Genomic DNA, 3,957 nt, shown 5'->3' on the forward strand with positions numbered 1-3,957 from the left:
CTCCGCCGACGTGAATCCCGGGCTGATCGTCATCGCCCTGCTCTCCCAACTGGTCCTGAGGTGACTCACAATCAGCCTGGCAAAGAGGGAAAGAGCACTTTCGGGCCCTATTGGGAACCGTAAAAGACCGTCTAGTGGCTGTCCTGCCGGGGTGCCCTAGTTGGGAACTTCCTCGGCGAGGCCGTGCTGATGCGGTTTTCCGGATGCAACGAGGCTGCGGCTGAGCTGGTGGGTCGGCTTAGTCGTCTCGTCTTTCGGTGGGGCGAAGGGTCCGGATGCTTTGGAGTCGAAGGCTGTTGTGGACGACGAACACGGATGAAAGGGACATCGCTGCGGCTGCGATGAGGGGGTTGAGTAGGCCCGCTGCAGCGATGGGGATGGCGGCGATGTTGTAGGCGAAGGCCCAGATGAGGTTGGTGCGGATGGTGCGGTTGGTGGCGCGGGCGAGCGTGATGGCATCGGCGATGGCGTAGAGGTCGTCGCGGACGAGGATGATGTCGGCGGACTTGAGCGCGACGTGTGTTCCGGTGACGATGCCGAGTCCGAGATCGGCGGCTGCGAGAGCTGGGGCGTCGTTGATGCCGTCTCCGACCATCGCGACTCGGTGGCCTTCTCGCTGGAGCTGTTCAATGACGTCGACCTTCTGGGTGGGCAGTACACCGGCGCGGACCTGGGTGATCCCAAGGGATTTTGCGACGCGCTGGGCTGCGGCGGAGGTGTCGCCGGTGAGCAGCACGGTCTGTAGGTCGAGTCTGTGCAGGGCGGCGACGGCGTCAACGGCGTCTGGCTTCATCAGATCGGCGAGTGTGATCGCTCCGATCGCTTTCGTACCTTGCGCGACGAGGACTGTGGACTGTCCGTTGCGGGTGGCAGCGTTGACGATCCCTGTGAGGTCGGGGCAGATGCGGACGCCGAGCTCGTCCATGTAGGCGGGGCTGCCGACGGCGATGATCTCACCGTTGATCGTTGCGCTGATTCCGTGACCGGGGGAGACGGTGTGGTCGGTTGCTGCGGGAATGTCAGCGACCAGAGTTGCGGCGAGGTTGCGGAGTGCTTCGGCGACGGCATGCTCGGAGGATGTTTCAACGCCCGCAGCCAGCCTTATCAGTTGCTCGGCAGTGACGCCGTGAGGGTGGATGTCGACCACGCGCGGTACGCCGAGGGTGAGGGTCCCGGTTTTGTCCAGGACAACGGTGGTGACTTTTCCGCTGGCTTCCAGGGCGTCCTGCCCTTTGACGAGCACACCGAGTAACGCGCCGCGGCCGACGCCGACCATCAGGGCAGTGGGGGTGGCGAGTCCGAGGGCGCAGGGGCAGGCGATGATCAGGACGCTGATCCCGTTAGTCACCGCGGTGGATGCACCGGCTCCTACCAGCAGCCAAATCAGTGCGACGAGCACCGTGAGAGCGAGGACGACGGGAACGAACACGCGCACGACAGCGTCGACGAGGTGCTGGACCTGGGCCTTGCGAATCTGGGCCTGCTCGGCGATGGCGGCCATCTGTGCGAGCTGCGTGTGTGCCCCCACTCGGGTCGCCTCGATGGCGAGGATCCCGTCCGCGGAGATGGAACCGCCGATGACGTCGTCCCCGGGCCCAACGGTCCGGTAGAGCGATTCACCGGTCATGGCGCCTGTGTCGAGGGAAGCAGTGCCTTCGATGACCTGGCCGTCCACGGCGATCGTCTCTCCGGGGCGAACGATGATGATGTCGCCGGCGCGAAGTTCCTCAACCGGGACGATCGCCTCGGTGTCGTCGTGACGTCTGCGGGCTTCTCGAGCTCCGAGTGCGGACAGTGCGCCGAGGACGTCGCCGGCGCGGCGCCGACTGCGGGTCTCGAAGTAGCGACCCGCGAGCTGGAACGTCGTCAACCCAGCAGCGACGTCGAGGTACAGGGCGTTGGCGCCGTCAGGCACCTCTCCGAAACCGAGCCACACGCCGCCGCTGGTCTCGATCCCGGCGGCCATCGAGATCAGGGCCCAGCTGAACGAGGTGATGATCCCGATCGAGACCAGGGTGTCCATGCTGACGGAGCGGTTCTGGAGAGTCCGCCAGGCGGCACGATGGAAAGGCCATGCCGCCCAGGTCGCCACCGGGATCGCGAGGAGCACGCACAGCAGCTCCCATCCGGGGAACCGCCATTGCTCCACGAGCGCCAGCGCGATGGTGACATCCATCAGCGGGACGGTGAGCAGGGCCGCGGTGATGAGTCTGCGCCGCAGGCTCACGATGCGCGTTTCGTTGGCGCGGCGTGCCCTCTGTGTCAGCCTTAGATGAGACACCCGGATGGTCCGGTTTGGTGTCGTAGAGGGCGGGAGGAGGTATCCCCGCGATGAACACAACGATGACAACTCCGATCGAGTCGAGGCATTCTGGGGGTATGGATGAAGTCCCTGACCCGCAGGTCCCGCCCAAGGCCCGCCGGCGTCGCTACAGCGCGAAGTACAAGGCCGAGATCCTGGCAGAGTACGAGAATGCGGACCGCGAAGGCAGAGGCGCGTTGCTGCGCCGGGAGGGCTTGTATACCTCGCTGATCAGCGCCTGGCGAGACCAGCGCGACCGCGGAGCCAAAGAGGCACTGGGTCGCTCCGGGGGCGCGGCACCGGCCACAGCAGCCCAGAATGAAGCCGCGCGGTTGCGGAAGGAAAATGAGCGGTTGCGGTCGGATCTGGACAAGGCCGAGGCGGTGATCGAGGTCCAGGGAAAACTCTCAGCGCTGCTGGACCAGTTCTCGACCAGCAGCAACGACAAGCCCGAGAAGCGATGATCGACGAGACGATCACCGAGCTCACCGAGCTGGTGGGCACCAAAGCAGCCTGCCGGGCGGTGGGACGGTCTCGGGCCACCCACTACCGCCGCCATCGCCAGTCCCCGGCACCGCCGCGTCAGCGCCGCGAGCCGGCCCGGCAGCCGCGGGCCCTGACCGAAGCCGAGGAGGCCGAGGTCTTCGCGGTCTTGTACTCGCAGCGGTTCGTGGACATGGCCCCGGCCGAGATTCACGCGGTCCTGCTCGATGAGGGTGTCTACCTGTGCTCGGTCTCGACGATGTATCGCCTGCTACGCCGCCGCGGCGAGGTCCGTGAGCGACGCCGCCAGGCCACGCACCCGCCCCGGGTCAAGCCCGAACTCGCAGCTGAGGGCCCGAATCAGGTGTGGTCGTGGGATATCACGAAGCTCCACGGTCCGGTGAAGTGGACGTACTACTACCTGTACTCGATCATCGATATCTTCTCCCGCTACACGGTGGGATGGATGGTCGCCCCCGCCGAGTCGGCGGCGCTGGCTGAAAAGCTGCTGGGCGAGACCATCGCCAAGCAGGACGTGGACCGTGATCAGCTGACCATCCACGCGGACAACGGCTCCTCGATGGCCTCGAAACCGGTCGCGTTCCTGCTGGCCGACCTGGGCGTGACCAAGACGCATTCCCGCCCCCCACTGCTCCAACGACAACCCGTACTCAGAGTCGCAGTTCAAGACGTTGAAGTATCGGCCCGAGTTCCCCGAGAAGTTCGGCTCGATCGAGGACGCCAGAGCGTTCTGCAGCGAGTTCTACCGCTGGTACAACACCGTCCACCGCCACTCCGGGATCGGCATGCACACCCCGATCGACGTCCACCACGGCTACGCCGCCGAGATCCGGGACCACCGCGCCAGCGTCCTCGAGAAGGCCTATATGGCCCACCCCGAGCGGTTCGTCCGCCACCACCCAGTCCCGCCGGCATTGCCCACCACAGCCTGGATCAACCCGCCCGACCAGGACGAGAAGACCCCGCCAGCAAACTCAACGACGAAGCTCAGCAAGTGACCCAAAAAGGTTGACAGGTTCCGCCGAGAAGACCGGCAGCTCACAGCATTTGTCGACCCCTACACCGGTGAGGTTACTGGCGTGCTGAACACCTTCGAGGAGTGGCTGCCGCTGCGGACGTGGTGCGACGACCTGAACCGACCCGGGTTCTCT

Annotated in this window: 1 protein-coding gene and 1 pseudogene; one reads left to right on the top strand and one right to left on the bottom strand. The window is 65.6% G+C overall.

The annotated features are described in order from the left end of the window. Window positions 1-238: 238 nt before the first annotated feature. A complete protein-coding gene (locus CIK71_RS17270) occupies window positions 239-2,176 on the bottom strand; it encodes a heavy metal translocating P-type ATPase (protein WP_245857774.1) in 1,938 nt (645 codons plus the stop codon). Window positions 2,177-2,343: 167 nt separating this feature from the next. On the opposite strand from CIK71_RS17270, the pseudogene CIK71_RS17275 reads away from it, so the two are divergent. After that, window positions 2,344-3,804, top strand: a pseudogene (locus CIK71_RS17275) (IS3 family transposase). Window positions 3,805-3,957: the final 153 nt, after the last annotated feature.

The organism is Brachybacterium alimentarium (assembly GCF_002332425.1).
Classification (GTDB): domain Bacteria; phylum Actinomycetota; class Actinomycetes; order Actinomycetales; family Dermabacteraceae; genus Brachybacterium; species Brachybacterium alimentarium.